31 protein-coding genes, 2 tRNA genes and 2 pseudogenes are annotated in these 26008 nt (G+C 58.6%); 19 read left to right on the forward strand and 16 right to left on the reverse strand.

What is annotated here, in order from left to right:
• Positions 1–82: 82 nt before the first annotated feature.
• On the forward strand, positions 83–295 hold the full coding sequence (locus tag F6R97_RS01575; RefSeq protein WP_050683079.1) for a hypothetical protein: 213 nt from the start codon (positions 83–85) through the stop codon (positions 293–295).
• 125 nt (positions 296–420) lie between these two features.
• Positions 421–702 (forward strand): hypothetical protein, encoded by a 282-nt coding sequence (locus tag F6R97_RS01580; RefSeq protein WP_038983723.1) that lies wholly within the window; start codon positions 421–423, stop codon positions 700–702.
• 177 nt (positions 703–879) lie between these two features.
• Here the strand turns inward: F6R97_RS01580 and F6R97_RS01585 are convergent, their stop codons facing one another.
• Both F6R97_RS01585 and F6R97_RS01590 read right to left on the reverse strand, forming a co-directional pair.
• Positions 880–1110, reverse strand: a complete 231-nt coding sequence (locus F6R97_RS01585) for a hypothetical protein (RefSeq protein WP_007935641.1) — start codon at positions 1108–1110, stop codon at positions 880–882.
• A gap of 72 nt (positions 1111–1182) precedes the next feature.
• On the reverse strand, positions 1183–1539 hold the full coding sequence (locus F6R97_RS01590; RefSeq protein ID WP_038983190.1) for a hypothetical protein: 357 nt from the start codon (positions 1537–1539) through the stop codon (positions 1183–1185).
• A gap of 212 nt (positions 1540–1751) precedes the next feature.
• Between F6R97_RS01590 and F6R97_RS01595 the strand changes: the two genes are divergently transcribed.
• The 5 genes from F6R97_RS01595 (at position 1752) to ada (ending at position 4922) form a co-directional block, all read left to right on the forward strand.
• Positions 1752–2054 (forward strand): DUF1883 domain-containing protein, encoded by a 303-nt coding sequence (locus F6R97_RS01595; RefSeq protein WP_038983189.1) that lies wholly within the window; start codon positions 1752–1754, stop codon positions 2052–2054.
• A 28-nt stretch (positions 2055–2082) separates the two neighbouring features.
• The gene (locus tag F6R97_RS01600) at positions 2083–2253 is read left to right on the forward strand and encodes a hypothetical protein (RefSeq protein WP_162232616.1); all 171 of its coding nucleotides are present in this window, start codon (positions 2083–2085) and stop codon (positions 2251–2253) included.
• A 127-nt stretch (positions 2254–2380) separates the two neighbouring features.
• Positions 2381–3091 carry a 2OG-Fe(II) oxygenase gene (locus F6R97_RS01605; protein WP_050683077.1) on the forward strand — a complete coding sequence of 237 codons (711 nt, stop codon included), beginning with the start codon at positions 2381–2383 and terminating at the stop codon, positions 3089–3091.
• Positions 3081–3761, forward strand: coding sequence for a DNA oxidative demethylase AlkB (alkB, locus tag F6R97_RS01610; protein ID WP_315865903.1), 681 nt, complete (start codon positions 3081–3083; stop codon positions 3759–3761). The genes F6R97_RS01605 and alkB overlap by 11 nt, the downstream gene beginning before the upstream one ends.
• 87 nt (positions 3762–3848) lie before the next feature.
• Positions 3849–4922, forward strand: coding sequence for a bifunctional DNA-binding transcriptional regulator/O6-methylguanine-DNA methyltransferase Ada (gene ada, locus F6R97_RS01615; protein ID WP_315865904.1), 1074 nt, complete (start codon positions 3849–3851; stop codon positions 4920–4922).
• Here ada and F6R97_RS01620 read toward each other — a convergent pair.
• Both F6R97_RS01620 and F6R97_RS01625 read right to left on the reverse strand, forming a co-directional pair.
• Positions 4886–5374 (reverse strand): GyrI-like domain-containing protein, encoded by a 489-nt coding sequence (locus F6R97_RS01620; protein WP_315865905.1) that lies wholly within the window; start codon positions 5372–5374, stop codon positions 4886–4888. The genes ada and F6R97_RS01620 overlap by 37 nt on opposite strands.
• A 53-nt stretch (positions 5375–5427) precedes the next feature.
• A complete protein-coding gene (locus tag F6R97_RS01625) occupies positions 5428–6411 on the reverse strand; it encodes an MDR family oxidoreductase (RefSeq protein ID WP_315865906.1) in 984 nt (327 codons plus the stop codon).
• A 160-nt stretch (positions 6412–6571) separates the two neighbouring features.
• Between F6R97_RS01625 and F6R97_RS01630 the strand changes: the two genes are divergently transcribed.
• The 6 genes from F6R97_RS01630 to F6R97_RS01660 all read left to right on the forward strand — a co-directional run bounded on the left by F6R97_RS01630 (position 6572) and on the right by F6R97_RS01660 (position 11820).
• Positions 6572–7633, forward strand: a complete 1062-nt coding sequence (locus F6R97_RS01630; RefSeq protein WP_315865907.1) for a nitronate monooxygenase — start codon at positions 6572–6574, stop codon at positions 7631–7633.
• Between the two features lie 223 nt (positions 7634–7856).
• The gene (gene modA / locus F6R97_RS01640; RefSeq protein ID WP_315865908.1) at positions 7857–8615 is read left to right on the forward strand and encodes a molybdate ABC transporter substrate-binding protein; all 759 of its coding nucleotides are present in this window, start codon (positions 7857–7859) and stop codon (positions 8613–8615) included.
• Positions 8616–9296 carry a molybdate ABC transporter permease subunit gene (gene modB / locus F6R97_RS01645; RefSeq protein WP_038983182.1) on the forward strand — a complete coding sequence of 227 codons (681 nt, stop codon included), beginning with the start codon at positions 8616–8618 and terminating at the stop codon, positions 9294–9296.
• Positions 9297–9299: 3 nt separating this feature from the next.
• On the forward strand, positions 9300–10379 hold the full coding sequence (gene modC, locus F6R97_RS01650; protein ID WP_315865909.1) for a molybdenum ABC transporter ATP-binding protein: 1080 nt from the start codon (positions 9300–9302) through the stop codon (positions 10377–10379).
• A gap of 76 nt (positions 10380–10455) precedes the next feature.
• Positions 10456–11493: a DNA topoisomerase IB gene (locus F6R97_RS01655; protein ID WP_048393248.1), complete on the forward strand. Its 1038-nt coding sequence runs from the start codon at positions 10456–10458 to the stop codon at positions 11491–11493.
• Between the two features lie 69 nt (positions 11494–11562).
• Positions 11563–11820 carry a hypothetical protein gene (locus tag F6R97_RS01660; protein WP_038983179.1) on the forward strand — a complete coding sequence of 86 codons (258 nt, stop codon included), beginning with the start codon at positions 11563–11565 and terminating at the stop codon, positions 11818–11820.
• Positions 11821–11883: 63 nt separating this feature from the next.
• Here F6R97_RS01660 and F6R97_RS01665 read toward each other — a convergent pair whose 3' ends face one another.
• Together F6R97_RS01665 and F6R97_RS01670 are read right to left on the reverse strand one after the other, a co-directional pair.
• The gene (locus F6R97_RS01665; RefSeq protein WP_231669742.1) at positions 11884–12345 is read right to left on the reverse strand and encodes a MarR family winged helix-turn-helix transcriptional regulator; all 462 of its coding nucleotides are present in this window, start codon (positions 12343–12345) and stop codon (positions 11884–11886) included.
• 8 nt (positions 12346–12353) lie between these two features.
• Positions 12354–12869, reverse strand: a complete 516-nt coding sequence (locus F6R97_RS01670; protein WP_315865910.1) for an ATP-binding protein — start codon at positions 12867–12869, stop codon at positions 12354–12356.
• A 277-nt stretch (positions 12870–13146) separates the two neighbouring features.
• Between F6R97_RS01670 and F6R97_RS01675 the strand changes: the two genes are divergently transcribed.
• From F6R97_RS01675 to F6R97_RS01685, 3 genes are all read left to right on the forward strand, one after another.
• Positions 13147–13377, forward strand: a complete 231-nt coding sequence (locus F6R97_RS01675; protein WP_008012835.1) for a hypothetical protein — start codon at positions 13147–13149, stop codon at positions 13375–13377.
• Positions 13378–13679: 302 nt separating this feature from the next.
• Complete coding sequence (locus F6R97_RS01680; RefSeq protein WP_038983176.1) at positions 13680–13964, forward strand: hypothetical protein; 285 nt, start codon at positions 13680–13682, stop codon at positions 13962–13964.
• A 46-nt stretch (positions 13965–14010) separates the two neighbouring features.
• Positions 14011–14436, forward strand: a complete 426-nt coding sequence (locus F6R97_RS01685) for a hypothetical protein (protein ID WP_038983175.1) — start codon at positions 14011–14013, stop codon at positions 14434–14436.
• A gap of 201 nt (positions 14437–14637) precedes the next feature.
• On the opposite strand, the gene F6R97_RS01690 is transcribed toward F6R97_RS01685, so the two are convergent.
• Complete coding sequence (locus tag F6R97_RS01690; protein ID WP_038983174.1) at positions 14638–14877, reverse strand: hypothetical protein; 240 nt, start codon at positions 14875–14877, stop codon at positions 14638–14640.
• A gap of 103 nt (positions 14878–14980) precedes the next feature.
• Here F6R97_RS01690 and F6R97_RS01695 point away from each other — a divergent pair.
• Positions 14981–15085, forward strand: a pseudogene (locus F6R97_RS01695) (site-specific DNA-methyltransferase); the annotation flags it as partial.
• Positions 15086–15131: 46 nt separating this feature from the next.
• Here F6R97_RS01695 and F6R97_RS01700 read toward each other — a convergent pair.
• The 4 genes from F6R97_RS01700 to F6R97_RS01715 form a co-directional block, all read right to left on the reverse strand.
• Positions 15132–15392, reverse strand: coding sequence for a hypothetical protein (locus F6R97_RS01700; protein WP_038983173.1), 261 nt, complete (start codon positions 15390–15392; stop codon positions 15132–15134).
• 410 nt (positions 15393–15802) lie between these two features.
• Positions 15803–15889 (reverse strand) — tRNA-Leu (locus F6R97_RS01705).
• A 194-nt stretch (positions 15890–16083) separates the two neighbouring features.
• Positions 16084–16157 (reverse strand) — tRNA-Cys (locus F6R97_RS01710).
• A gap of 286 nt (positions 16158–16443) precedes the next feature.
• Positions 16444–17349, reverse strand: a complete 906-nt coding sequence (locus tag F6R97_RS01715) for a helix-turn-helix domain-containing protein (RefSeq protein WP_038983168.1) — start codon at positions 17347–17349, stop codon at positions 16444–16446.
• Positions 17350–17673: 324 nt separating this feature from the next.
• Between F6R97_RS01715 and F6R97_RS01720 the strand changes: the two genes are divergently transcribed.
• Positions 17674–18984 carry a sugar ABC transporter substrate-binding protein gene (locus F6R97_RS01720; RefSeq protein WP_315865911.1) on the forward strand — a complete coding sequence of 437 codons (1311 nt, stop codon included), beginning with the start codon at positions 17674–17676 and terminating at the stop codon, positions 18982–18984.
• Positions 18985–19173: 189 nt separating this feature from the next.
• A complete protein-coding gene (locus F6R97_RS01725) occupies positions 19174–19947 on the forward strand; it encodes an L-iditol 2-dehydrogenase (protein WP_038983166.1) in 774 nt (257 codons plus the stop codon).
• 30 nt (positions 19948–19977) lie between these two features.
• On the opposite strand, the gene F6R97_RS29505 is transcribed toward F6R97_RS01725, so the two are convergent.
• The 5 genes and pseudogenes from F6R97_RS29505 to nirB all read right to left on the reverse strand — a co-directional run bounded on the left by F6R97_RS29505 (position 19978) and on the right by nirB (position 25179).
• Complete coding sequence (locus F6R97_RS29505; protein WP_409999785.1) at positions 19978–20841, reverse strand: methyl-accepting chemotaxis protein; 864 nt, start codon at positions 20839–20841, stop codon at positions 19978–19980.
• Positions 20836–21591: pseudogene (locus F6R97_RS29510) on the reverse strand (MCP four helix bundle domain-containing protein); the annotation flags it as partial. The gene F6R97_RS29505 and the pseudogene F6R97_RS29510, both read right to left, overlap by 6 nt.
• Positions 21592–21759: 168 nt before the next feature.
• A complete protein-coding gene (locus F6R97_RS01735) occupies positions 21760–22200 on the reverse strand; it encodes a CBS domain-containing protein (RefSeq protein WP_038983164.1) in 441 nt (146 codons plus the stop codon).
• Positions 22201–22231: 31 nt separating this feature from the next.
• Positions 22232–22618 (reverse strand): nitrite reductase small subunit NirD, encoded by a 387-nt coding sequence (gene nirD, locus F6R97_RS01740; RefSeq protein ID WP_315865913.1) that lies wholly within the window; start codon positions 22616–22618, stop codon positions 22232–22234.
• Complete coding sequence (gene nirB / locus F6R97_RS01745; RefSeq protein ID WP_315865914.1) at positions 22618–25179, reverse strand: nitrite reductase large subunit NirB; 2562 nt, start codon at positions 25177–25179, stop codon at positions 22618–22620. The genes nirD and nirB overlap by 1 nt, the downstream gene beginning before the upstream one ends.
• Positions 25180–26008 lie beyond the last annotated feature (829 nt).

The raw sequence follows: 26008 nt of genomic DNA on the forward strand, positions 1-26008 counted from the left end.
GTTCCCACTCTACGCCCATGAGCGCCGTTTGCGTGCATTTGACGTATCATGGCCGCCTTGATCCCGCCAACGAGGCAGTTATATGTCGGCAGCACAAAACGCAAACGGTTATTCGGTCAGCCAGGACGAGGACGGTCAGTGGTGGATAGTCAATTACCACGGCGAACAGGTCGCCGGCCCATTGCCCAGCAAGGCGATGGCGGTGGAAGTGGCTGCGGTGTTCCAGGACGACCGCTCTGCCCCGGCTGCACCCCGTGAAGCAGCGCCAGCTCGGAGCCCCCGCCGCAAGAAATGACCAGGACCGGCCCCGGCAAATGCCGTTCGAGCATTGAACGGGGACTCGGTGATGGGTTTATCTGTACCGAAATGGCCATTCGCTATACCCTCGCGCCAGCCCTTCCCTTCCCGATGACTGATTTCATGAAAACGATACTGGCGCTGTTTGCAGTTCTGGCCTTGGCGGGCTGTGCCTCGGCTGAAAAAACCTACCTGGACAATGGTGAACAGGGGCTGACCATCGATTGCTCCGGCGAGGCCAATTCCTGGGCCACCTGCTACGAAAAAGCCGATGCCTCTTGCGCCGGCACCGGCTATCGGATTGTCGGTACCGATGGCACACCTTCGCCTGAGGAAAGCGACAAGACCCTGGGCGTCGACGTCGGCAACTACAAGAACCGCAGTGTGGTAGTGGTCTGCAAGTAGGGCTCCCAATGCCGGTAAGTTAAGACACTTGAGCTACGCAAATCCTGTGGGAGCGAGGCTTGCCCGCGAAGAACGATGACGCGTAATACCTGAAAAACCGCGGTGCATTCTTCGCGGGCAAGCCTCGCTCCCACAGATTCTGTGTCTTAACTTACCGGCATTAGAGCTCCCCCTGCCCTACATATGGATTTCAGCGAATTTGATCCCGAGCCCGCGCACGGTCTCGATCAAATCGTCGAGGCGGCTGAAGGACTCGACTTCATCGTTGTCATCCACCAGGAAAAAACTGCGCCCGGCGCTTTTCTTGAAAAACACGATCCACTCCCCCGGATTTGCCGGGTTCTGAATCACGTGGGTGGCAGAGATATGACCCTCTGCATGGCGCTCCCGCACCTGCTCTCGCTTCATGCTTGACTCCAGAAATGACAATGCCGTCAAAGCGCGACTTTGACGGCATCGATGCTGACCGGGGGTAGTTTATCAGCCGGATATGCACGCGGTGGCGGCATTGCGCACATCCCATGGGCGCAAAGGCACATTGGAGATGCGTTCATGCAGCTTGATGCTGCTGCCGCCGGAGCGGTCTTCAATTTCAAATACCGCTGCCGGCCCCGAGGAGAACTTCTGCGGCACGATAACCCGCACGCCTTCCTTGTGCGGCTCGACTTGCAGCGCTCCACGGCTTTCGGCCAGTTTCTCGACCAGGCACTGCGCGTACTCATGGGGTTTCTTGCCTGAAATCACGCTCATAGTGGGCAGCGACTCATTGATGTCCGAGACACTCGCACATCCACCCACTGCCAATGCCAACGGCACGACCAGAACACCCCACTTCATACAAAACCTCCGATAAAGACCCTCCGACAGCACAAATACTGTTTTTCTCCGAGGCTCATTGCTTTTATCGCTCATAGAATTCCGAATAACTGTTTTTAATTGTCAAAGCGGACCCCGACAGCCGGATAATAACCTGTTCGGGCTGATAAACTGCGCTAATCGCCCATGCTATCGTTTTGATTTTGTAGAAAAAGCCCTTCTGGAGGCGCCTCATGAAATTTATCCACCAGCGCGAGCACCTCAACGAAGACGACATCGTCGTCATTCAGTGCTCCCAAATGTGCAACATCCGCTTGATGAACGACGCCAACTTCCGCAGCTTCAAGAATGGCGGCCGTCACACTTACCACGGTGGCGCATTCGACACCTTCCCGGCCCGCATCACTGCGCCGAGCACCGGTTTCTGGAACATCACCATCGACATGGTCACCCGCCGTCCGATCAGCGTGACTCGCAAGCCGAGCCTGACGCACTCGATCAAGATCATCCGCCGCTCCAGCTCGAAACTGAGCTGAGCCCACACGAAAACAGGCAGGTATGACCGTGGCCCAGACGACCAAATACGTCATCAAATACAAACTCAACGGCGAGCGCCGCTTTGAATTCGCCCAGCTGGAGAACGGCACGGAAGAAGAAGCCAAGGCTGCACTCGACGTCATTCATGGCCAGACTGAAGATGTCATCAGCGAGATCAGCGTGAGCAAAGCGTTGTAAAGCGATCTGGAGCGACAACATGGACGTCTGCTCCCCTTTCGAATTCGACCGCAAGCGCCGGAGTGCCCACTCCCGCAACGCTCACTAAACTGGCCGCCTCGACCTTTTGGTCAAGGAGTCAGACCCCTTGTTTACCGACCCGATTCACAATGATGCCCTCGACTGGGCCGCCTTGGAGCAGCAACTCGACCAGGATGGCTGCGCCGTTATCAGGTCGTTTTTAAGCCCTGAGACCTGCGATGAAATAAGCGCCCTGTACGACCGGCCCGAGCCCTTTCGCTCGAAAGTGGTGATGGCTCGCCACGGTTTTGGCCGAGGTGAGTACAAGTACTTCAAGTATCCGCTGCCAGATCCGGTGGCCCGGTTGCGTAGCGCGTTCTACCCTCGACTGGTTCCAATCGCCAATCGCTGGCACGAATGCATGGACCTGCCGACCCGCTTCCCCGAATCGCACGAAGCATTTTTGCAACGCTGCCATGAGGCCGGTCAGGAACGTCCAACACCTTTGTTGCTGCAATACGGCCCGCAGGACTACAACTGTTTGCATCAGGATCTGTACGGCGAACACGTCTTCCCGCTGCAAGTGGCGATTCTTCTGTCAGAACCGGGAGAAGACTTCACCGGCGGTGAATTTGTGCTGACCGAACAACGCCCACGGATGCAGTCACGCCCGCAAGTCATCGGCCTGAAGAAAGGCGACGCGTTGATTTTTGCCGTGAATCAGCGCCCGGTAAAAGGCGTTCGCGGCTATTACCGGGTGACCATGCGTCACGGGGTGAGTCGCCTGCACAGTGGAAAACGGCATACCCTTGGAATCATCTTTCACGATGCGTTATGACCCCATGAGCCCGATCACCCTCGATTTGTTTGCCGATGCCGAACCAGAGCAACAACCCAAGCGCGAGCAAATCGGCGAACAATCCTACGTGCTTAGAGGCTTCGCCCTGCCGTGGTTCGACCGGTTGCTGCCGGCGCTGGAGTCGGTTCTGGCAGCCGCGCCCTTTCGGCAGATGGTCACGCCCGGCGGCTTTACCATGTCAGTGGCACTGAGCAGTTGCGGCACCTGGGGCTGGACCACCGATCGCAGCGGCTACCAATACACCCGCAACGATCCGCAGACCGGCCTGCCCTGGCCTGAAATGCCCGAGGTGTTTTTCGAGCTGGCGCAAGCGGCGGCGCGAGAGGCAGGGTTTATGGATTTCGTACCGGATTCCTGCCTGATCAACCGCTATATTCCCGGTGCCAGAATGTCGTTGCATCAGGACAAAGACGAAGGTTCCTACGCGGCGCCCATTGTGTCGGTGTCCTTGGGGTTGCCGGCGACGTTTCTGTTTGGTGGCTTCGAACGCAGCGCCAAAAGCCAACGCGTGCCGCTGATGCACGGCGATATTGTGGTCTGGGGCGGCGTGGACCGTTTGCGCTATCACGGCGTATTGCCGATCAAGGAGGGTTATCACCCTCAGCTGGGCGAACAACGGATCAACTTCACCTTTCGTACCGCTGGATGAAACCGTTGAATTCGACCGCAAGACCCGGAGTGTGGCGTCTCTGCCGGCTGGTTAATCTGCATGAAACGGGTCAACGGACATGAAGCCATGACAACTCATTCGAAAAATATCGCCACCGAAAACGATCCTCGCTGGGCTGCCGTGGTCGCACGCGATCCCAGCGCCGACGGGCAGTTTGTGTATGCAGTAAAAACCACCGGCATCTACTGCCGCCCCAGCAGCCTGGCACGCTTGCCGAAACCGCAGAATGTAGAATTCTTCGACACCGCCGAGCAAGCTCAGGCGGCAGGTTATCGTCCCAGCAAACGGGCCGCGAAGGATCAAAGCGACGTCGCCGCACAGCACGCCACGACCGTGGCCGCCGCTTGCCGTCACATCGAGTCCGCCGAGACGTTGCCGGCATTGAATGAACTGGCGGACGCGGCCGGCCTGAGCAGTTTCCACTTCCATCGCGTATTCAAGGCCATCACCGGCCTGACGCCCAAGGGCTACGCCACGGCCCATCGCTCACGCAAGGTGCGCGAACGCCTGGCGGACGGCGGCACGGTCACCGACGCGCTGTATGACGCCGGATTCAACTCCAACAGCCGTTTCTATGAGGCGGCGGATCAAGTGCTGGGCATGAAGCCCGTCGATTACCGTGCCGCCGGGCAGAACAACGACATTCGTTTTGCCGTTGGCCAATGTTCCCTCGGGGCGATTCTGGTGGCGCAAAGTGAGCGCGGCGTCTGCGCGATTCTGTTGGGAGACGACCCGCATCAATTGGTCTGTGATCTGCAGGACAAGTTTCGCCGCGCAAATCTGATTGGCGCCGATCATGAGTTCGAGCAGTTGATTGCCAAAGTGGTGGGTTTTATCGAAGCCCCAGCCCTCGGCCTGGACTTGCCGCTGGACGTACGCGGCACGGCGTTTCAGGAACGGGTGTGGCAAGCGCTGCGGGAGATTCCCGCCGGCAGCACCGCCAGTTATGCCGATATCGCTCAGCGCATCGGCGCACCGAAAGCCGTGCGCGCCGTGGCCCAGGCCTGTGGCGCGAACAACTTGGCGGTGGCAATCCCTTGCCATCGCGTGGTGCGCAGCGACGGCAACCTGTCGGGCTATCGCTGGGGTGTGGAGCGCAAGCGTCAGTTGCTGGAACGCGAAAACGCGGCTGAGTCCTGAATGCCAATGTAGACCGCCACAGACTCCGGACCGGTGTAGACCTCGAAGTCCGTGGCGAACTTGCGGCGAACCTGCGGGTTATCCTCGAAGTAAGCCCAGATCAGGCCCCACGTCTGGATGACGCTGTCGGGCATCGGCCCTTTGGCGCTGAACACCAAATAATCGCCACCCTCAATTTGAATCTGCGCAAAACCCTCGGAGGGCGCGGTGACCGCCGCACCCGCGGTCACATCGAAGTGGCCCGAAGCGTCGGACTCGTAGTTGGAATAGACGCCGTACATAAAGGAGTCCGGCTGTTTGTGGGCGATCTTGTCGAAAACATCCTCAACGAAAAATTGTTCCCACATCGGGCCGATACGCGCGGTATCTGGCTGCTGTTCTGCGGCATTGAGGGTTCGCACCTGCAAACCCGAGACACTAAAGGGCAGCACTTCACGTAGCTTTACATCCATTGTCGCTATTTCCTTGTTTCTACAGTTTGTCTGTTTGATTGGCGCCGAGACGATCAACGATTGACGTCGACCACCACCCGACCGCGCAACTGGCCGGCGAGCAGACGCGAAGCCGCATCAATGGCTTCACTCAAGCCGATTTCGTGGCTGATCAGCGGCAGCAAGGCGAAATCCAGATCCTTGGCCAGGCGATTCCAGGCCAGTATCCGCTTGGCTTTGGGCTGGGTCACGCTGTTGATGCCGGCCAGGGTCACACCGCGCAAAATGAACGGCGCGACGGAGGCCGGAAAGTCCATGCCTTGTGCCAGACCGCAGGCAGCAACGGTGCCGTTGGCCCGAGTGCTCGCGCAAGCGTTGGCCAGCGTGTGGCTGCCGACCGAGTCGATCACCGCCGCCCAACGCTCCTTGGCCAACGGTTTGCCCGGTGCTGACAATGTGGCGCGATCGATGATTTCGCTGGCGCCCAATTGCTTGAGATATTCGTGCTCGGAGGTGCGGCCGGTGGATGCCACCACGCGATAGCCGAGCTTGCTCAGCAGCGCGATGGCGAAACTGCCTACGCCACCGTTGGCGCCCGTTACCAGCACTTCGCCCTGCGCGGGGCTCACGCCGTTGTGCTCCAGCGCCAGGATGCTCAGCATCGCCGTATAGCCGGCCGTGCCGATGGCCATCGCTTGCGCGGCAGTGAATGCTTTGGGCAACGGGATCAGCCAGTCACCATTCAGGCGAGCTTTCTGCGCCAATCCGCCCCAGTGTCCTTCGCCCACACCCCAGCCATTGAGCAGGACTTGATCACCGACCTTGTAGTCCGGATGACCGCTGACTTCGACAGTGCCCGCCAGATCGATCCCCGGCACCATCGGGAATTTGCGCACCACCGGGCTGCTGCCGGTGATCGCCAGGCCATCCTTGAAGTTCAGCGTGCTGTACGCCACGCGCACGGTCACATCGCCTTCAGGCAATTGATCGTCGTTGATCTCTTGCAAGGTGGCCCGGTAACCGCTGTCGTCCTTGTCGATCAAAATGCCTTTGAACATCACTGCCTCCCGATGGAATCACTCAGTTGTCGTGCTGTTGAAATAGCACATGAAAACACATCGCCGTAGCCGACTTTAAGCCAATCCTCAAACTCGACTGGCCTTGTGTCAGTCATTACTGATACAAATTCGCTTCTACCGACGTCGGAGAACACTGCACATGAGTCAATGGCCAGACACCCGCATTCTTGACCTGCTCGGGATCGAACAGCCGATTATCCAGGGCCCCTTGGCCGGCGCGACGACGTCGGCCATGGTGATTGCGGTGAGCAACGCTGGCGGCCTGGGCTCGATGCCCGCCGCGATGCTGAGCATCGAGCAGTTGCGTGAGGAGCTGAAAACGATTCGCCAACACACCCAGCGCCCGTTCAGCGTCAATTTTTTCTGCCATCAACCTCCGCCGCCCGATGAGCAGCGCGCCCAGGACTGGAAGAACCTGCTGGAACCGTACTATCGGGAATTGGGGGTCGATTTCGACGCGCCGACGCCGGTGTCCAATCGCGCACCGTTCGATAATGCGGCCTGCGAAGTGCTCGAAGAGTTTCGTCCTGAAGTGGTGAGTTTTCACTTCGGCCTGCCGGAAAAGTCGCTTCTGGATCGGGTAAAAGCCACCGGGGCGAAAATTCTTTCCTCGGCGACTACGGTCGAAGAAGCCATCTGGCTCGAGCAGCACGGTTGCGACGCGATCATCGCCATGGGTTACGAAGCCGGCGGCCACCGGGGGATGTTCCTCAGTGATGACCTGAGCAGCCAGGTGGGGACCTTCGCCCTGGTGCCACAGATCATCGATGCAGTGAACGTGCCGGTGATTGCGGCGGGCGGGATTGGAGATGCGCGGGGCGTCGCGGCAGCTTTTCTGCTGGGCGCTTCGGCGGTCCAGGTGGGTACGGCTTATTTGTTCACGCCGGAGGCCAAGGTCAGCGCGTCTCACCACAAGGCGTTGCGCACGGCCAAGGAAAGCGAGACGGCGGTTACCAACATTTTCACCGGGCGCCCGGCGCGCGGGATTCTTAATCGGGTGATGCGTGAGCTGGGGCCGATGAGCGCCAAAGCGCCGGCGTTCCCCCTGGCGGGCGGTGCGTTGATGCCATTGCGAGCAAAGGGGGAAGCGGATTTCAGCAACCTTTGGGCGGGGCAGGCGTTTACGTTGGGCGTTGAATTGACTTCGGCAGAGCTGACTCGGCGTTTGGCGGATGAAGCGTTGGCCAAATTGACTCACTAGACACAAAACCTGTGGGAGCGGGCTTGCTCGCGAAGACGACGGCACAGTCAACATTGATGTCGCATGACACACCGCCTTCGCGAGCAAGCCCGCTCCCACAGGTTCCGCACTTAGCAGCACTCAATGCCAACCCGCTCTCTGCACCCGACAAGTTCCGTTTACAGGCAATTCGCTATATATTCCGCTATATAGCGTTTCATCTCGCCCGCCACGGAGCCGTTTCATGATCATTCGTGCCTCACGCTTTGCCCCCGCGTGCCTGTTCACTGTGTTCGCTTTCGGCTCCGCCCAGGCGGATGAAGTCCAGGTCGCCGTTGCCGCCAACTTCACCGCGCCGATCCAGGCCATCGCGGCCGATTTCGAGAAAGACACCGGGCACAAACTGGTCACCTCCTTTGGTGCAACCGGCCAGTTCTACACCCAGATCAAGAACGGCGCGCCGTTCGAAGTGTTCCTCTCGGCAGACGACACCACCCCGCAAAAACTCGAAACCGAAGGCGACACCGTCAAAGGCTCGCGCTTCACTTACGCCATCGGTACCTTGGCGCTATGGTCGGCCAAGGACGGTTACGTCGATGCCAAGGGCAAGGTGCTGAGCGACAATCAGTATCAACATTTGTCCATCGCCAACCCGAAAGCCGCCCCATATGGCCTGGCCGCCACTCAGGTACTGGCCAAGCAGGGCCTGACCGACAAGGTTAAAGACAAACTCGTCGAAGGCCAGAACATCACCCAGGCCTACCAATTCGTCTCCACTGGCAACGCCGAACTCGGTTTTGTGGCCTTGTCGCAGATCTACAAAGACGGCAAAGTCACCAGCGGTTCGGCCTGGATCGTCCCGGCCGATCTACATGACCCGATCAAACAAGACGCGGTGATCCTCAATAAGGGCAAGGACAACCCGGCCGCCAAGGCGCTGGTTGATTACCTCAAAGGTCCGAAAGCCGCCGCTGTTATCAAATCCTACGGTTACCAACTCTAAATGACGCTATCGAGTGCCGATTATTCCGCCATCTGGCTGACGCTCAAACTGGCGTCCCTGACGACCGTGATCCTGCTGGTCATCGGCACTCCGATTGCGTTATGGCTGTCGCGCACCCGCTCCTGGCTACGCGGCCCGATCGGGGCGATCGTCGCCCTGCCCCTGGTGCTGCCGCCCACAGTGATCGGCTTTTACTTGTTGCTGGCGCTCGGCCCGAACGGCTGGATCGGTCAGTTCACCCAATCGCTGGGCCTTGGAACCTTGACCTTCAGTTTTGCGGGGTTGGTGATCGGCTCGGTGCTGTACTCGATGCCGTTCGTGGTCCAACCGCTGCAAAATGCTTTTTCCGCCATCGGCACTCGCCCACTGGAAGTGGCTGCCACCTTGCGCGCCAATCCCTGGGACACGTTCTTCAGTGTAATTCTGCCGCTGGCTCGCCCCGGTTTTATCACCGCGGCCATTCTCGGTTTCGCCCACACCGTCGGCGAGTTCGGCGTGGTGCTGATGATCGGCGGCAACATTCCCGACAAGACCCGCGTGGTCTCGGTGCAGATCTACGATCACGTCGAAGCCATGGAATACGCCCAGGCCCATTGGCTGGCCGGGGCGATGCTGGTGTTCTCGTTTGCAGTATTGCTGGCGCTCTACTCCAGCCGTAAAACCAAAGCGGTCTGGAGCTGATCGATGATTCATACGCGCTTGAAACTCAATTATTCGGGATTCTCCCTGGATGTCGACCTGCTACTGCCCGGCCGCGGAGTAACGGCGCTTTACGGCCATTCCGGTTCGGGCAAAACCACCTGCCTGCGCTGCATCGCCGGCCTGGAGCAGGCCGAACAGGGTTTTATTCAGGTCAACGATGAAGTCTGGCAAGACAGCGACAAGGGGATTTTTGTCCCGCCGCATAAACGCGCTTTGGGTTATGTCTTCCAGGAAGCCAGCCTGTTCCCGCATTTGTCGGTGCGGGCCAATCTTGAATTCGGCCTCAGACGTATTCCCCGCCAACAGCGCCGGGTCGACATGGCGCATGCCACTGAATTGCTGGGGATTGGCCATTTGTTGGGCCGTGATCCGCAGAACCTTTCTGGCGGCGAGCGCCAGCGGATCGGCATCGCTCGCGCACTGCTCACCAGCCCGAAGCTTCTGCTGATGGACGAGCCGCTGGCGGCGCTCGATACCCAGCGTAAAAACGAAATCCTGCCGTATCTGCAACGGCTGCACGATGAGCTGGACATCCCCGTGCTGTACGTCAGCCATTCCCAGGATGAAGTCGCGCGGCTCGCCGACCACCTCGTCCTGCTCAGCGACGGCAAGGCTTTGGCCAGCGGCGCCATCGGCGAAACCCTGGCCCGGCTCGATTTGCCACTGGCGCTGGGCGACGACGCCGGCGTGGTGATCGAAGGACACGTCAGCGCCTATGACGCCGATTATCAGTTGTTGACCTTGCAGCTGCCCGACACGGACTTGAGCATTCGGGTCGCCCATTCGCCGATGGCTGAAGGCCAGGCACTGCGCTGCAAGGTCCAGGCGCGGGATGTCAGCCTGAGCCTGCAAGGCGTCGAGCAAAGCAGCATTCTCAATCGCCTGCCGGTCACGGTGATCAGTGAAATCGGCGCCGATAACGCCGCTCACGTACTGATCCGCCTGAACGCGGCCGGTACACCGCTGTTGGCGCGGATCACCCGCTATTCCCGGGATCAGTTAGGCGTGCACCCCGGACAGCAACTCTGGGCGCAAATCAAAGCGGTGGCGGTGCTGGCATAAAATCTGTCGGCACCCCGGCAACGGTACGCGGTCAATGGCTTAACGACCCATGATTCGTCGCCCAGGATTGCCCATCATGCCAGATACCGCGTTGCCCGATGTTCTGCCGCCCGACCTGCATTACGTCGATGACAGCCAGCCCGGCATCACCCGCAAGCTCCTGCGCGGCAAGTTTTGCTACTTCGACCCGGCGGGTCAGCGCATTACCGATCCGGATGAAATCAAACGCCTCAATACACTCGCGGTGCCGCCCGCCTACACCGATGTATGGATTTGCCCCGACCCGCGCGGCCATCTGCAAGCCACCGGCCGCGACGCTCGCGGCCGCAAGCAATACCGTTATCACCCGCGCTGGCGGGAAGTGCGCGATGCCGACAAATACTCGCGCTTGCGGGACTTCGGCCAGGCCCTGCCGAAACTGCGTAAACAGCTTGAAACTCTGTTGGCCGCGCCCGGCTTCAGCCGCGACAAGGTCATGGCCACGGTGATTACCTTGCTCGATGCGACGCTGATCCGGGTCGGCAACACGCAATACGCCCGGGACAATCGCTCCTATGGCCTGACGACCTTGCGCAGCCGTCATGTCGAGGTCAACGGCAGCGCGATTCTGTTCCAGTTTCGTGGCAAGAGCGGCATCGAGCACCAGATCACCGTCAAAGACCGGCGCCTGGCGCGAATTATCAAACGTTGCCTGGAGATTCCTGGGCAAAACCTCTTTCAGTATCTGGACGAAAACGGCGAACGGCATACCATCAGCTCCTCCGACGTCAACGCCTACTTGCAGACGCTGACCGGCGCCGATTTCACCGCCAAGGACTACCGCACCTGGGCCGGCAGTGCACTGGCGTTGGCGGTGCTGCGCGAGTTGCAGTGGGAATCGGAAGCCGACGCGAAGCGGCATGTGGTGGAAATGGTCAAGAACGTCGCCCGGCAGTTGGGCAATACCCCGGCGGTTTGCCGCAAGTGCTACATCCATCCGGCGGTCGTCGATGGTTTCATGCGGGGCGCATTATCTGAACTACCGCGATCGAGGGGACGTAAAAGACTCAGGGCCGAAGAAGTCGCGCTGGCTGTGCTTCTGGATAAACTTATCGAGACGGCCGAAACACCGTAAGACCTCTTCCATGCGAACTAAACCGACGAACTGACCTGCCCTTTTTTTGCGTGATTGCAAAGGGCTTCTATGCTTGATCTGAATACGAATAGCTTCGGTGACGCCATGGAAGACATTTTCGTTGTGAAACGCTGCAACAAGATCATTATTCATGGTCGCCGGGCTGGAGAACCCGATCACCCACCCCCCGACGCTGCCGTCTGGTATCGCATCGCCGATACCCGCACTCGCGGCTTCATCGGTGACGGCTTCGATCTTGAAGAGGATGCCGCGCGCGAATGTCGGCGGCTTAACGCGGTCAGCTCGCCGAAGTCCCGGCAGGCCTGAAGCCGGTTCGTTTCATTTTCGGCGCCCGCATAATTCGAAATGACTGCCCCAATCCTGGCGCTTCTAACTATTGGACGAGTTCATCCCTGCCAGTCGCCCGAGTAGTGCTGATGCCGCCTCGATCTGTTCTGATGCAACCCATTCGGTTGCATCTTGTGCAACAGTGCGGACCGACGTAACTGCATGGCCCAAGAGCTGGCGCCCCGAATCTGTGAGTGTTGCGTAGCCCACTCGTGCATCCCTCGGGTCAGGCTGTCGTGATACCAGGCCCAATTTTTCCAGGGGAAGCAAGCTGCGAGTGACACCGGAGGCGGTCAAGCCCAGGCGCTCAGCCAAGTCCACTCGACGCAGCCTGCCACCCGGCGCGCGTTCAAGGTAATAAAGGGTCATGAAATCGGCAAAACTGAGCCCGTGCAAGCCGGACAACACGTTATCAAGGCGCCGCGTCAAATTGGCATAGGCGCGCGACAATCTGATGCAAAACTCAAGACCTGCGTCCGCACTGCCATTGTCATCTGTATTCACGACTCTGCTCATTCTTGCGGTGCTCGCACAAGGTGCGAGTCCGACAGTTCACTGTCGGTCGGATGCTCAAAGCAGGACTCCATAGCCTCAAACATCCCCGGTGTCACATCGAACGAATAAGTTTCCCCCTTCTCCGCGTTCCTGCGAAGCACACGTTGTCTGCGAATTGGCAGTGGGGCGTCGACAAAGTGGAAAAGCACCACATGCCCCGCTTGTTCAACCTTCGACTTGATCGAATCCCGATCCGTTTTTTGAAGCAAGCCAAGCTCCAGAATGACATCTGTTCCGGTGCCAAGTATTTGTTGTGCGACTGACCAGACCTGGGCCTGGCATCTGGCCACGCGAGGCATGACCCACGACATGTCCATTCGTTCAGGCGCGTCAGCCCCGAACATCGCCTGCATCCACTCGTCAATGGCGAAGCGAACACCGTTGACCTCTGTGGCAAGTGTGCGGGCAAAGGTTGATTTTCCTGCAGCAATCGGTCCGTAAATGAGGTGAGCGGTTCGCTGATCGTTATTCATGGTGGCTTCTGGTTATTAGATGATTAATGCTTGAGCACACAACCATAGCACATGCATCTTGCAATAAAGTCATGAGGATTGTTCAACCGGAAGACGAGATGCGCACCGTTACGGCTGCCCGCAACACCTTGCGTACGATTCTTGCGAATTCTGCGGGCTTCTTATCTGGGTCTATACTCAGAGGAGCTGAAGGATCAGCGACCCATCGGCAGAAAGCTCGCTCCTCGCGGGCTTTTTGTTGCCCTTTGCCCGATTTCTTTGAACGGAGGTGTATGTCATGTCCGAGAAAGAGTCCATCACCACCCTGCTTACCCTGCTTGACTCCCGTCAGGCGCGCCTTGCCGCTGCATGCAAGGAAATCGCCGATTGGGTTGATAATCAAGGGGGGCATCCGACAGCCCTCAGGATTCGCGATCGTCTGAATGACATCGAGAAAGACACGCCGCAGATTCGCAGCGCGCTCTCTTCACTCAAACCTGTCGAGCCGCCGCTGCCTCGTTTCAGATGAGTCGACCAAGATACTCAAACCAGGGATTGAGCCCGAGTCAGGACGCCTGATCGGTGATCATCATCGTCACCAGGCTTACACCTGTCTGCGCTACACACCCACCCGGCCAAATTTGCCGGGATTTTTTGTTTGTGTCTTTTCCCATTTCACACGGCCTTCACAACTCATCCCCTACAGTGCATCCACTCCTTTCAAGAAATCCCCTGGCCCGCCCGCATGCGGGCCTTTTTTTGCCTGCTATATAACGAACGAACGCCCTCGCCCGCCTGTCGAACGATTACATATCGAGAAGGAGATACCCCATGGTCACTCACTTCAAAGTCGGCGGGCACCTGGCCTGCGGACACAAAGGCAGCAACCTGACTTCAAGCAGCGTACTGACCCGCGTGAAATGCAGAAGCTGCCGCAACACCGATGCGTTCAAAGAAGCACGCAAAGCCGAACGCAACGCTGCACGTCGGGCCGCACGCAAGGCCAAAGCCACCCACACCGCCAATGACTGGCGCGCAGCCTGGACCCAGCGGCTGATCGAAATGCCCGGTTTGCAAAGACTGCCACGCGGTTTCACCGGCCAGCCATTCGTGTAGCTGACTCCTGATCCCCATACGGGGCGCTATAGGAGAGGAAATACCGATGAACAGACTTCTTCTGCTTCTGATCGTCTGCCTGTGCCCGACGTGGGTGATGGCGCAAGGGTGCGACGTCAAAACCCGATCGCAAAGCCCTTCAGTTCCCGTGATCGAAACACATTCCTGCTATGAGTACGAAGGCATGCCCGTGGACTCTATAGATTGGTCCTGCAGCAATGAGAGCAAGGAAATGCTGACCAGCACCAAGAAAAAAGTCGCACAGTGCGGCGATCGCTATCGGGCCACCTGCTTGGGCACATTGACTCCTGAGGCGCTGGCCAACCCTCAATCCATCAGCAAAGACAAGAACAGCAAACCGCTGAACATCCCCGACAATGCCCAGGTCATCACGTATTACTACAGCATCGAGAACCTGCCGCAGGCCAAGATCGATTGCGAAACCGGTGGTGGGAAATGGACGGAGAAGTAGTGTTTGATGTGGATCTGTAGCAGCTGCCGAAGGCTGCGTTCGGCTGCGAAGCAGTCGTAGAATCAGAAATTGCGGTGCGTCAGGCAGACCGTGTCAGCCGGACTCACCACTGCTGCGAAGCTGGCGGCACGCTGACGCTGCGCGGACTTCCCCGCCAGCTCACCGATCAGCTCACGCGCGCAGCTAACCCCTCTCTTATTGCTACAGACGTTTCTGTTCAATGAGTGCTTGAGCTATTTTGTCCAACTCTTCATGGGCTGCAAGCTCGTCAGTCCAGCGCCCTGCCACCTCTTGGTAGTACTCGACCGCTTTGGGGCTATCACCCTCTGGCTGAATAGGGCCGAGAAACGCCACCTGCGGCGGACCATCCTTTTGCGGGCCGAACGTGATCCACACTTTTGGGTCGCTCTCTGGATAACCGTACGAATCCCAATAAGCCATATCGACTCTCCTCAATCCGGCCTCACGCCGGTCCATCAACCAATAGCTCACAAATACACTTCATGCCAGCCGGCGAGGCCCGGCGCCTGACTGGAAACCAATTATGATCCTTTCCCACCAGATACTGGTTGGCGATTGCATCGAGATGATGCGGACGCTGCCTGACCAATCAGTGCAGTGCTGCATGACCAGCCCGCCATACTTCGGGCCGAGTTATTCGGCGATGAGTGACACTACCCTGTCGGCGAGCTTTTTCAGGCGTTCTCCACAATCAGTCGATGCTTTGTAGTCTCTACACGCGTAATCGCAGGCACTTGGCCCTGCCGAGAGTGGATCATCAAATATTGCTGGGTGCGCTCAGTATCAAAGACCTGATTTGCTGCCTCCATCTCCTCAATCAACTGCCGATTGACTGAGTAATAGCCACAGCTCGCACATTTAAACTCATCAAAACTGCCTACTGGATAAGCCTTCTCGGCGGTATCTCCACATACGACGCAGACAGTGATGCTCATACGCACCTCCGTTGAATGATCTATCAACTGTAGCTGATCCCGAAAGCGCGGAGAGTATGCAGGTGCGAACTGGCGGGTGCATCCGGCCGCCAAGTCGTTCCGTGATGCACATGACCACCACTCATGCCGGCGGCAGCCAGACGCTAGCAGCAATCATCTGACGCCGATGCTGGCCTGCGTGACGAAAATGGACTTGACCTATTTAATCGGCCAGCGAATAACGGTGGCCATGTTGTGCAAGAGGTTTGATATGGCCAGGGAGACCGCTGGAGTGACAGAGCAGTACATACGCAACCGCAAGGGCAAAAAAGTTTCGCCAACCAAGTGAGTTGCGGACCAACTCCACAATAGCGGACCAGAAACAAACAAGGGTTTGCATTAGCTTTCGCCCGCAAACCCTTGATTTTAGATGGTGCCCGAAGCCGGAATCGAACCGGCACGCCCTTACGAGCGGGGGATTTTAAGTCCCATGCGTCTACCAGTTTCGCCATTCGGGCGGTAGCGCGGTAAAGCGGTCTGAAGACTGACCAATAACGATCTGGCAGTTCTGACGCTTGTGCAACAGAGGGGGAAATATATACATCCCGCTCCGGTGAAGCAAGTTCGCAAAGATCCTTTTCAAGACTAAATCTTGCAGGACTGCGAAATAAAAAAGCTCCGTAGATCATGGATCTACGGAGCTCGTTTAAAGTGGAGGCCGAAGTCGGAATCGAACCGGCGTAGGTGGATTTGCAATCCACTGCATAACCATTTTGCTATTCGGCCTCAAACATCTGATGTCAGTAGCACAACACCAAACGTGTAAACTCGTATCTGGAAACAAGATTCTAATCTAGCATCCAACCCTTTGAAATCTAAGGGGTTTTCGTGTTCCCTAAGCAGGAATGGACGCAATTCTGGACTGGTTCGAAAGGCATGTCAAGAACTGGAGGAAAATAATTCCAGGTCTGTCCCCTCAGCCTTAAAAGATCGCAGCCTTCGGCAGCTCCTACATGGATCGCGTACATCCGTAGGAGCTGCCGAAGGCTGCGATCTTTTGATCTTGTGCCCTTTAATGACTGACCGCCACCACCCGTTGCAACCGCTGTCGATACTGACTGGGCGTCTCCTGCATTTCATGCCGAAAGTGTCGATTGAAATTCGACAGGTTGGCATATCCCACTTCAAAGCAGATATCCGCAACGCTGAAACTGCTTTGCACCAGCAAACGGCAAGCGCGCTGGACGCGCAGTTTGCGCGTCAGGTCGACGAAGGTATGGCCAGTGGCGCGTTTGAAGAATTTGGAGAAGGCCGGTTCATTCATGTCCAGGCGCTGGGCGATGACGGACATCCGCAGCTCATCCGCGAGGTCGTTGAGGATGTAGTCGAAGACAATGCTCATGCGCTGGGCCGTCAATGCGTCGAGCATCGGCGCATATTGCAGGCTGGCGAGCGTCTGTCTTTCACTTTCGGGGGCCGATGCCAGTAACTGCAGCAACGACAGGAACAGGCACAATCGCTGCAATCCTTCGCACTGGCCCATGTCTTCCAGCAGTCGGGCCGCTTTCTTGCGGGTAACGCCATGAAACTGAATGCCTTGGGCCGCTTGGCGAAACAGGCTTTGCAACTCGCTGAGTTCAGGAACCTTGTCGCGCAGTTGCATCAGCATCTGACCATCGAATTGCAACACGACGTCGCGGCCGGCAATCACCTCCCCTTTGCCCAGGTCGCTGATCCAGTCGTGAGGCAGGCCGGGACCGATCAGGGCGACATGGCCGGCCTCGAACAAGCCGATGTAGTCACCGGCCAACAGCCGTCCGCTGCCTTCGCGGATCAGGTGGATCTCGAATTCCGGATGATGGTTCCAGCGCGCAAGGTCGAAGGGATAGTCATGCTCATACCAACGAAAGCTGTGCTGGGGCTCGTTCAGAATGACTTCAAGCGCTGGTGGCTTGTCTGCGGTTACGTGATGGTTCATCACCCTGGCGATTCCATTTTTGTTGGTTTTATCAAAGCTACCGCGAAGCCCGGGACGAGTCGAAGCTGATTCGAAACTCTACGGCGCTGTTATCAGATTCACCCTAAACAGGTAGCACGCCTAGCGCGCTGGATGGCGGGCACTGATACTTTTTTTCCATGGTCCTGCGTGGTTAAAAAAGTATCAGTGCCGCGTATGCCGTTCATTTGTTCACCGCTTGGGTTGCTGTAATCCTGTGGTCATCCCGTTGCGGCGATGACTCGCACCGAGGACTACAAAAACAATAAGAGCTTCTGCCGCCCAAGGCGCAGAGCGGAGAACACGATGAAGATCATTCCAAGCGCGTTTTTTCTGTCCGCCGGCCTGTCCTCTGCCCTGCTCTGCCAGGCGGCCGAAACGGTGACCATCGCCACCGTGAACAATAGCGACATGATCCGCATGCAGCGGTTGTCCAAAACATTCGAACAGCTGCACCCGGACGTGAAGCTCAACTGGGTGGTACTCGAAGAGAACGTGTTGCGTCAGCGCCTGACCACTGACATTGCCACTCAGGGCGGTCAATTCGACGTGCTCACCATCGGCACTTACGAAACACCACTGTGGGGTGCCAAGCATTGGCTGGAACCGATGAAGGATCTGCCCGCCAGCTATGACCTCGAGGATATTTTTCCCTCGGTTCGTCAGGGACTGTCAGTCAACGACACGCTCTACGCCCTGCCGTTTTATGGCGAAAGCACTATCACCTATTACCGTACCGACCTGTTCAAAGACGCCGGCCTGACGATGCCCGAGCACCCGACCTGGACGCAGCTCGGTGAGTTCGCCGGCAAGCTGCACCAGCCGGATAAAGAGCAGTATGGAATGTGCCTGCGCGGTAAGGCCGGTTGGGGTGAAAACATGGCCCTGCTGACCACCATGTCCAACGCTTTTGGCGCGCGCTGGTTCAACGAGCAGTGGCAGCCGCAACTCACCGGGCCGCAATGGACCGCTGCGGCCAACTTCTACGTCAACACCCTCAAGCAGTACGGCCCGCCGGGTGTTTCGAGCAATGGTTTCAACGAGACGCTGGCCCTGTTCAACAGCGGCAAATGCGCGATCTGGGTCGATGCCAGCGTCGCCGGCTCCTTCATCACCGACACCACTCAAAGCAAGGTGGCCGATAAGGTCGGCTTCGTCGCGGCGCCCACACAAGTCACCGATAAGGGCTCGTCTTGGCTCTATGCCTGGTCGCTGGCCATCCCTGCGACGTCCAAACACAAGGAAGCCGCCAGGGCCTTTGTGACTTGGGCGACCTCCAAGGAATACATCCAACTGGTCGCCGAGAAGGATGGCATCACCAACGTACCGCCGGGCACTCGCATGTCCACCTACAGCGACGCTTATTTGCAGGCGGCACCCTTCGCCGGTGTCACGTTGAAAATGATGCAGCACGCCGACCCTGCGCACCCGTCAGTCCAACCCGTGCCTTACGTCGGTATCCAGTACGTGACCATTCCTGAGTTCCAGGCCATCGGCACTTCGGTCGGCAAGCTGCTGTCTGCGGCGCTCACCGGGCAGATGCCGGTTGAGCAGGCTCTGGCCTCGGCCCAGCAAACTACCGAACGCGAGATGAAGCGCGCTGGTTATCCCAAGTAGCAACGACTTGATGCAATTCCTGTGGGAGCGGGCTTGCCCGCGAAGAGGCCGGCACATTCAACATTGATGTCGTCTGACACGCCGCCTTCGCGGGCAAGCCCGCTCCCACAGGGTTCTTCGCAGCCTGACGACCGCTTTTAATGCCCTCAACGGGGGCGTCTCTATAGCTCTTATGAATGGATGGGAAAGATGAAACGTCTGGAAGGAAAAAGCGCCCTTATCACCGGTTCTGCCAGAGGCATCGGGAGAACGTTCGCGCAGGCCTATATCCGTGAAGGCGCTACGGTCGCGATTGCAGACATCAACCTGGATCGCGCACAAGCCACCGCGGCCGAACTGGGGCCGAATGCCTATGCGGTCGAGATGGACGTGACCGATCAGCAATCGATCGACGGCGCCATCGCGGCGGTCATCGCCACTGCAGGCAAGCTCGATATCCTGATCAACAACGCGGCACTGTTTGATCTCGCGCCGATTGCGGAGATTTCTCGCGACAGCTACGAACGGCTGTTCTCGATCAACGTGTCCGGCACTCTGTTTACGCTGCAGGCCGCGGCCAAACAGATGATCCGCCAGGGCCACGGCGGCAAGATCATCAATATGGCCAGTCAGGCCGGTCGGCGCGGTGAGGCGCTTGTCGCGGTGTATTGCGCGACCAAAGCGGCGGTGATCAGCCTCACGCAATCGGCCGGTCTCAATCTCATTCCCCACAAGATCAATGTGAATGCCATCGCACCGGGTGTGGTGGACGGTGAGCATTGGGATGGCGTCGATGCGCTGTTCGCCAAATATGAAAACCGGCCGCTCGGGGAGAAGAAAAAGCTGGCGGGTCAGGAAGTCCCGTTCGGACGCATGGGCACGGCAGACGACCTTGTCGGTATGGCGATCTTCCTGGCATCAAACGAGAGCGAGTACATCGTGGCACAGACTTATAACGTCGATGGCGGCAACTGGATGAGCTGACTGGCCCAAGGAACAGGGCCAGCCAATGCCTCAAAGACGAAACCGATCCACCGATTGCGAGAGCTGGCCTGCCAGGGTGGACAGCTCATCGGTGGTCGAGGCGGTCTGGTTGATGACCTTGCTGTTGCCTTCGGACATGCCGGCAATCATTTCCACCTGGTGCGCAATTTCATTGCTGGCCAGGCTCTGCTCACCGATGGTGCGGCTGATGTCATTGACCAGCTCAGTGGTGCTGAGCGTGGCCTGGAGGATTTCGCGGATGGCACGCTCGACGTCGGCGGTCACCGCCATGCCTTTGTCGACCTGCGCGACGCCCGCCTCCATGCTGGTGACCGCCTCACGGGTGCTTTGCTGAATGCGCGCGACCATGGCGGCGATTTCCTGAGTGGAGGCGCTGGTGCGGCCCGCAAGGCTGCGCACCTCATCAGCCACCACGGCAAAACCACGGCCCTGTTCACCGGCGCGAGCGGCCTCGATGGCGGCGTTTAGCGCCAGCAAGTTAGTTTGATCGGCGATGCCCTTGATCACCTGAATGATGCTGAAAATCCCCTCGGACTCTTTGTCCAGAGTGCGAATCACCTGGGCCGATTGCTGCGCCGAACGTGCAATACCGTCCATGTCGCTGACCACCTGATGGATCACCCGACCGCCGTCCTTGGCCAGCTCCTCGGCCTGATTGGCCATATCCAGTGCGCGCTCGGCATGCCGGGTGATTTCTTCGATGCTCGCGGTCATCTCACTGGCGGCCGCGGCCATGGTGCTGGCGGCGACGCTTTGCTGCTGACTGCTGCCCGCGACCTGATGGCAGCCGCTGCTCAATTGCTGGCTCATGCCACTGACGCCGTGGGCATTGCTGCGAACCACCTCGATCATGCCGCGCAGGTCGCGCTGCATGGTCGCCAGACTGCGAATCAAGGTGCTGGCTTCGTCCTTGCGGGTGGGCTCGACAATAGGTTCACTCAAATTGCCATGGGCGATGCTCTCGGCAATGCGACTGGCGATCTGCAACGGCCCCATGATGCTCAGGATGACCCAGCGCCCTTGGGCGAGCAGCAATAACAAACTGGCAATGAGGACGGTGCCGAGGGTGAAGTTGGCACTGCTGATAGCTTGCGCAGTGCCCGCGCTGGTCTGTTGGGTGCTGGTTTCGATCAGCTCGCTGAGAGCGCCCATCTGGTCTTCCAGTTGGCTGAACGCGGTATTGAATGTGCCGAGTTGCTGCTGTGCGGTATCCGGATTTTCCAGCGCCAGCCCGACAATGCGTTCGGCGGCACTAATGTACGTATCAAGGCTGGGCTTGATCTTGTCCAGTGCTGCCTTGAGGGTGGCGTTGACCGGCAGCTTGAGGTTGTCGCCGAGCATCTCCCGAAAATGCGCCGCATGCTCATCGAGGGAGCTGCGCACTTCTGCTTTGCTGCTGTCGCTTTTGCCCAACCCGACCAACATTGCCGAAAACACATCCGCGCGTAGCGCATCGTGCATCATGTCGGCTTCGAGGTGGTTGCGCAGCGCGGTCATGCTGACCTCGTTGTCACTCACCGCTTCAGCCATCCGGGTATTGCCCAGATAGCTGACCAGGCTCACGATCAGGGCGGTGAGCAAACTGGTGCCGATCAACAAAAACAAACGCAACTTTATGGACATTCGATGATTCCCCTGGCGGCATCTGCATGGTCGGCTGACTTGCTTTGCTCTTGGGGTTATCGACTGTTCCAACCGGTTACTTAGGCTTATTTCCGTTTGAGCCGTTTTTTACGACCTGTGGTATGCCCTTATCGCGTTTTGATTTTGTGATTCGGCGACGCAGCGTGCTCAGTGCCCGCGAATGTAGTGCTCCAGTTGCCGAATCAAATCGGCCTGCTCGACGATGGCTTCCTTGACCAGATCACCGATCGACAACAGTCCGATCAGCTCACCGCTCTCCAGCACGGGCAGATGGCGCAAATGACTGTCGGTCATGACCGCCATGCAGCGCTCGATGCTCTGCTGACTGTCGGCGGTCACCACCGGCGCGCTCATGATCTCGCGCACCGGTGTACCGACCGAAGATCGTCCCTGTAGAACCACCTTGCGCGCATAGTCGCGCTCGCTGATGACACCGACCACCTGCCCGTCTTCGATGACGGGCAACGCGCCGACGTTTTTCTCGGCCATCATTTTCAGGGCGTCGAGGACCATCTCATCCGGTGCGATGCTATGCACCTGCTGGTTTTGCACGATTTTCAGTTTGAGCAACTGTGCGGCTGTCTTCATCAACGTTCTCCGATACGGTTCAGGGCGGCAATCAAGCCGCCGCGACTTCCACGACGCCGGCGTTCAGGCGCACCGGCCATACCCGAAGGCGCTGTTCCGGGTACTCCAGGCAACTGCCGTCTTCAAGACGGAAATGCTGTTTGTAGATCGGCGAGGCCACCACCAGATCCCCCTTGAGGCTGCCGATCAGTCCGCGACCGATAACGTTCGCGCCGGATTGCGGATCATGGTTGTCGATGGCGTAGAGGGTGCGACCTTCGGCCTGCGGCAGGTAGAACAGCGCCACCTGCGCGCCGTCGAGCCAGACGACGACGCCGGAGTTGCTGACCAGATCCTGCTCGCTGCACACCGCCTGCCAGGCTTGAGCATTGGCCGCCGTGGCAAGGGCGTTGACACGCTGGGTATTGGACTGACTCATCAGGCATTCTCCTCGGTGACAGGGATAAGGTTGAGTTCGGCGGCCATGATCGGCCGGCGTTGACCGCGTTCCTGAACAAAATGGATGTCCGGGTCCGGGCGTTGATCGTTGACGAAGGTGCGGAAGCGCTTGAGTTTTTCCGGGTCTTTGAGGGCGTTGGCCCATTCGCATTCGTAGCGGTTGACCACCAATTGCATCTGCGATTCGAGTTCCGCGCCGAGGCCCAGGCTGTCGTTGATGACCACGTCCTTGAGGTAATCCAGGCCGCCCTCCAGGCTTTCGCGCCAGACCGAGGTGCGCTGCAATTTGTCGGCGGTGCGGATGTAGAACATCAGGAACCGGTCGATGTAACGGATCAGGGTTTCATCGTCCAGGTCGGTGGCGAACAGCTCGGCGTGACGCGGGCGCATGCCGCCGTTACCGGCCACATAGAGGTTCCAGCCGTTCTCGGTGGCAATCACGCCCACGTCTTTGCTCTGCGCCTCGGCACATTCACGGGTGCAGCCAGAGACCGCGAACTTGAGCTTGTGCGGCGAGCGCAGGCCTTTGTAGCGATCCTCAAGGGTCAGGGCCATTTTCACGCTGTCCTGCACGCCATAACGGCACCAGGTGCTGCCCACGCAAGACTTCACCGTGCGGGTCGATTTGCCATAGGCGTGCCCGGTTTCGAAACCGGCCTCAATCAGCTCGGACCAGATGTCCGGCAACTGATGCAACTGCGCGCCGAACAGGTCAATCCGCTGGCCGCCAGTGATTTTGGTGTAGAGGTCATATTTCTTCGCCACCACGCCAATCGCGATCAGCTTATCGGCGGTGATCTCGCCGCCGGCGATGCGCGGCACCACCGAATAGGTGCCGTTTTTCTGCATGTTGGCCATGAAGGTGTCGTTGGTGTCCTGCAACGGCACCAGCGAAGCGTCCATGATCGGCTGGTTCCAGCACGAGGCGAGGATCGAGCCCACCGCCGGTTTGCACACGTCGCAACCGGTGTGACCGCGACCGTGCTTGGCCAACAGTTCTTCGAAGGTGATCACCCCTTCTACCCGCACCAGCGCATAAAGCTCCTGACGGGTGTAGGCGAAGTGTTCGCACAGGCTCTTGTCGACACTGACGCCACGGGCAATCAGTTCATGCTCGAACACTTGCTTGAGCAGCCCCGCGCAACCGCCGCAACCGGTGCAAGCCTTGGTCTGTGACTTGAGCAGGCCCAAGTCGGTGCAGCCACCGTCGATGGCCGAGCAGATAGAGCCCTTGGTGACGTTATGGCACGAACACACTGTTGCTGCCTCAGGCAACGCGCCCGGGCCCAGGGTTGGCGCACCGGTGGACGATGGCAGAATCAGGCTGGCAGGTTCCGACGGCAAGGCAATGCCGTTCTGCATGTATTGCAGCAAGGTGTCGTAGTAGCTGTTGTCGCCGACCAGTACCGCGCCGAGCACGCGTTTGCTGTCCGCATCCACCACCAGGCGGCGGTAGCTGGCCGTCGCTTCATCGATGAACTGATAGCTGCGCGCACCCGGCGTCTGGGCGTGAGCATCGCCGATGGAGCCGACGTCGACGCCGAGCAGTTTAAGCTTGGTCGACATGTCGGCGCCCTGGAACGGCTCCGCGACTTGATCGCACAGCAAGGACGCCACGCCACGGGCCATCTGGTAACCGGGGGCGACCAGACCGAAGAGGCTGCCATTCCAGGCGGCGCACTCGCCGATGGCATAGATATTCGGATCGCTGGTCAGGCACTGATCGTCAATCACCACGCCGCCACGCGGACCGATGTCCAGCGCACATTGCCGGGCCAGCGCGTCTTGCGCGCGGATGCCGGCGGAGAACACGATCAGGTCGGCTTCGAGGAATTCGTCATTGGCAAAATTCATCCGGTAGCGGTACTGCTCGCCAGCACTGATCGACTGCGTGCCACGGGACAGATGCACACCCACGCCGAGCCGCTCGATTTGCGCTTTCAACGCCAAGCCACCCTGCTCGTCCAGCTGCACCGGCATCAAGCGCGGGGCGAATTCCACCACATGCGCTTCCAGGCCCAGGCTTTTCAGGGCGTTGGCGGCTTCCAGACCGAGCAGGCCACCGCCGACCACAACGCCACGTCGGGCATTGGCCGCAGCGGCGCGAATCGCGTCGAGGTCTTCGAGGGTGCGATAGACCAGGCGCGAGTCACCTTCCGCACCTTCAATAGGCGGCACAAACGGATAAGAACCGGTGGCCAGAACCAGTTTGTCGTACGAGACGCAACCTTGTGCGGTGATTACCTGACGACGGTCACGGTCGATTTCCAGCACCGGCACGCCCAGATGCAGGGTGACGCCCGGCGTCTGGTACAGAGAGGCTTCGCCCAGGGCCAGCGACTCAGCATCGCGACCGCCGAAATACTCGGACAGATGCACCCGGTCGTAGGCGCGCATCGGCTCTTCACTGAAGACATGCAGGCGATAGTGGTCAAGGGCGCCGCGCTCGATGAGCTGCTCGACACAATGATGTCCGACCATGCCATTGCCGATCACGATCAGTGTTTGCAGTTTGTTCAACGCGGCAACATTGGAATTCATAGTAAGCACCCAGCCAAAGCCAATCACGGTTAAAAAAAGCAAAAAAAAACGCCTGAAACCTCTCGGTTTCAGGCGTCTTTGCCTGTTCTTCGCGGTGTTCGACCTGGCGCCTTCGCCTGATCCACCGATGTTGCCCACGACCTGCTCGGCCGGTCGATCTTCGTTGATCGAGTGGGCTGCCCATCTGTTTTCGATGGACCTGAGAGGATCAATGCAGCCTTTGTGCCAGTCGGTGGGTCGATGCTTCATTTGCGTTGTAAAACTTGCGACTGAACAATCGGCAAACAGGCTTGGCGATCGCGGGATAGACGTGTTTTGGCAGGAATAAGACAGTCTTTCAGACGTGGTTGCACGGATCATTGGTAACAGAGGACAAAGGGGAAAACTCAGGGCACCGTTCGCGGCAGGCGCACGTTTTTATGGCATCGCGCTTTATAAAAGTGCATGTAGCGGTTCTTTCGAGGCTTTTACCGCTTGTAGGACGTGCGCGTCAGATTATTCAACATTGCCGGAAAGCGCGTGTTTAAAAACCATGAAGGTTACTTCCTGCAAGCTACAAGATCTTGCGCCGTTGCCTACGCTTACGCCAGAATCCGCCGGCTTGTGCGCCCTGCTCCTGGCCTCTATTGTTTCCGTGCCACTGCCCATCAGTGGTCGGGTTTAGTCGCCCGTGTTAACTCGGTTGTGCGTGCATCTGTCATGCAGGTTTTTCATTGACCTGTACTTTGATGGTGGCTGTACGTAGGGCGCCCTCGGGCGCGCCGGATTGCTGAGTTTCCCGGTCGACTAACCTGCGTGCAGCTGCCTCCCCTTTCGTTTAGTCGCAAGA

This window comes from Pseudomonas sp. JV414 (genome assembly GCF_032424305.1).
Taxonomy (GTDB): domain Bacteria; phylum Pseudomonadota; class Gammaproteobacteria; order Pseudomonadales; family Pseudomonadaceae; genus Aquipseudomonas; species Aquipseudomonas lini.

Bases quoted from the DNA above. Each gene is read 5' to 3' on its own strand.
- F6R97_RS01700 (WP_038983173.1), bottom strand. From the start codon at position 15,392: ATGAGCATCACTGTCTGCGTCGTATGTGGAGATACCGCCGAGAAGGCT.
- F6R97_RS01660 (WP_038983179.1), top strand. From the start codon at position 11,563: ATGCTTGATCTGAATACGAATAGCTTCGGTGACGCCATGGAAGACATT.
- F6R97_RS01725 (WP_038983166.1), top strand. From the start codon at position 19,174: ATGAAACGTCTGGAAGGAAAAAGCGCCCTTATCACCGGTTCTGCCAGA.
- modA (WP_315865908.1), top strand. From the start codon at position 7,857: ATGATCATTCGTGCCTCACGCTTTGCCCCCGCGTGCCTGTTCACTGTG.
- F6R97_RS01630 (WP_315865907.1), top strand. From the start codon at position 6,572: ATGAGTCAATGGCCAGACACCCGCATTCTTGACCTGCTCGGGATCGAA.
- F6R97_RS01670 (WP_315865910.1), bottom strand. From the start codon at position 12,869: ATGAATAACGATCAGCGAACCGCTCACCTCATTTACGGACCGATTGCT.
- F6R97_RS01720 (WP_315865911.1), top strand. From the start codon at position 17,674: ATGAAGATCATTCCAAGCGCGTTTTTTCTGTCCGCCGGCCTGTCCTCT.
- F6R97_RS01575 (WP_050683079.1), top strand. From the start codon at position 83: ATGTCGGCAGCACAAAACGCAAACGGTTATTCGGTCAGCCAGGACGAG.
- F6R97_RS01625 (WP_315865906.1), bottom strand. From the start codon at position 6,411: ATGTTCAAAGGCATTTTGATCGACAAGGACGACAGCGGTTACCGGGCC.
- alkB (WP_315865903.1), top strand. From the start codon at position 3,081: ATGCGTTATGACCCCATGAGCCCGATCACCCTCGATTTGTTTGCCGAT.
- F6R97_RS29505 (WP_409999785.1), bottom strand. From the start codon at position 20,841: ATGCAGCGCGACCTGCGCGGCATGATCGAGGTGGTTCGCAGCAATGCC.
- modB (WP_038983182.1), top strand. From the start codon at position 8,616: ATGACGCTATCGAGTGCCGATTATTCCGCCATCTGGCTGACGCTCAAA.
- F6R97_RS01685 (WP_038983175.1), top strand. From the start codon at position 14,011: ATGAACAGACTTCTTCTGCTTCTGATCGTCTGCCTGTGCCCGACGTGG.
- F6R97_RS01595 (WP_038983189.1), top strand. From the start codon at position 1,752: ATGAAATTTATCCACCAGCGCGAGCACCTCAACGAAGACGACATCGTC.
- F6R97_RS01680 (WP_038983176.1), top strand. From the start codon at position 13,680: ATGGTCACTCACTTCAAAGTCGGCGGGCACCTGGCCTGCGGACACAAA.
- F6R97_RS01590 (WP_038983190.1), bottom strand. From the start codon at position 1,539: ATGAAGTGGGGTGTTCTGGTCGTGCCGTTGGCATTGGCAGTGGGTGGA.
- ada (WP_315865904.1), top strand. From the start codon at position 3,849: ATGACAACTCATTCGAAAAATATCGCCACCGAAAACGATCCTCGCTGG.
- nirB (WP_315865914.1), bottom strand. From the start codon at position 25,179: ATGAATTCCAATGTTGCCGCGTTGAACAAACTGCAAACACTGATCGTG.
- F6R97_RS01675 (WP_008012835.1), top strand. From the start codon at position 13,147: ATGTCCGAGAAAGAGTCCATCACCACCCTGCTTACCCTGCTTGACTCC.
- nirD (WP_315865913.1), bottom strand. From the start codon at position 22,618: ATGAGTCAGTCCAATACCCAGCGTGTCAACGCCCTTGCCACGGCGGCC.
- F6R97_RS01655 (WP_048393248.1), top strand. From the start codon at position 10,456: ATGCCAGATACCGCGTTGCCCGATGTTCTGCCGCCCGACCTGCATTAC.
- F6R97_RS01715 (WP_038983168.1), bottom strand. From the start codon at position 17,349: ATGAACCATCACGTAACCGCAGACAAGCCACCAGCGCTTGAAGTCATT.
- modC (WP_315865909.1), top strand. From the start codon at position 9,300: ATGATTCATACGCGCTTGAAACTCAATTATTCGGGATTCTCCCTGGAT.
- F6R97_RS01580 (WP_038983723.1), top strand. From the start codon at position 421: ATGAAAACGATACTGGCGCTGTTTGCAGTTCTGGCCTTGGCGGGCTGT.
- F6R97_RS01585 (WP_007935641.1), bottom strand. From the start codon at position 1,110: ATGAAGCGAGAGCAGGTGCGGGAGCGCCATGCAGAGGGTCATATCTCT.
- F6R97_RS01735 (WP_038983164.1), bottom strand. From the start codon at position 22,200: ATGAAGACAGCCGCACAGTTGCTCAAACTGAAAATCGTGCAAAACCAG.
- F6R97_RS01620 (WP_315865905.1), bottom strand. From the start codon at position 5,374: ATGGATGTAAAGCTACGTGAAGTGCTGCCCTTTAGTGTCTCGGGTTTG.
- F6R97_RS01690 (WP_038983174.1), bottom strand. From the start codon at position 14,877: ATGGCTTATTGGGATTCGTACGGTTATCCAGAGAGCGACCCAAAAGTG.